The 381-nt window shown below is 70.9% G+C and carries 1 protein-coding gene; it reads right to left on the bottom strand.

Features of this window, described 5'->3' with window-relative positions; all coding sequences use genetic code 11:
* Positions 1–381 (bottom strand): 3,4-dihydroxy-2-butanone-4-phosphate synthase (locus tag J0695_RS37895; protein ID WP_206969369.1); only part of this gene is annotated, 381 nt, incomplete at both ends.

Genomic DNA, 381 nt, shown 5'->3' with positions numbered 1-381 from the left:
AGGTGCGGCGGTAGGTGATCAGGTCTTCGATGGAGATGATCGTCAGGCCGTGCTTGCGGGCGAACGGAATCAGTTCGGGCAGGCGTAGCATCCGGCCGTCCTCGCCGGCGATCTCGACGATGGCTCCGGCCGGGCGCAGTCCTGCGAGGCGGGCGAGGTCGACGGCGGCCTCTGTGTGGCCGTTGCGTTCGAGTACGCCACCGGAGCGTGCGCGCAGCGGGAAGACGTGGCCGGGGCGGACGAGGTCGGTGGGCTCTGCGGTGCCGCTCGCGAGGAGCTGGAGCGTGGTGGCCCGGTCGGCGGCCGAGATGCCGGTGCTCACGCCGTGGGCGGCGGATGCGTCGACGGAGACGGTGAAGGCCGTCTTCATCGACTCGGTGT

The sequence above is a fragment of the Streptomyces beijiangensis genome (assembly GCF_017315755.1).
In the GTDB taxonomy this organism is placed as follows: Bacteria; Actinomycetota; Actinomycetes; order Streptomycetales; family Streptomycetaceae; genus Streptomyces; species Streptomyces beijiangensis.
Note: the sequence above shows the minus strand (reverse complement) of the source record. Positions and strands in the feature narration are given on the sequence as shown.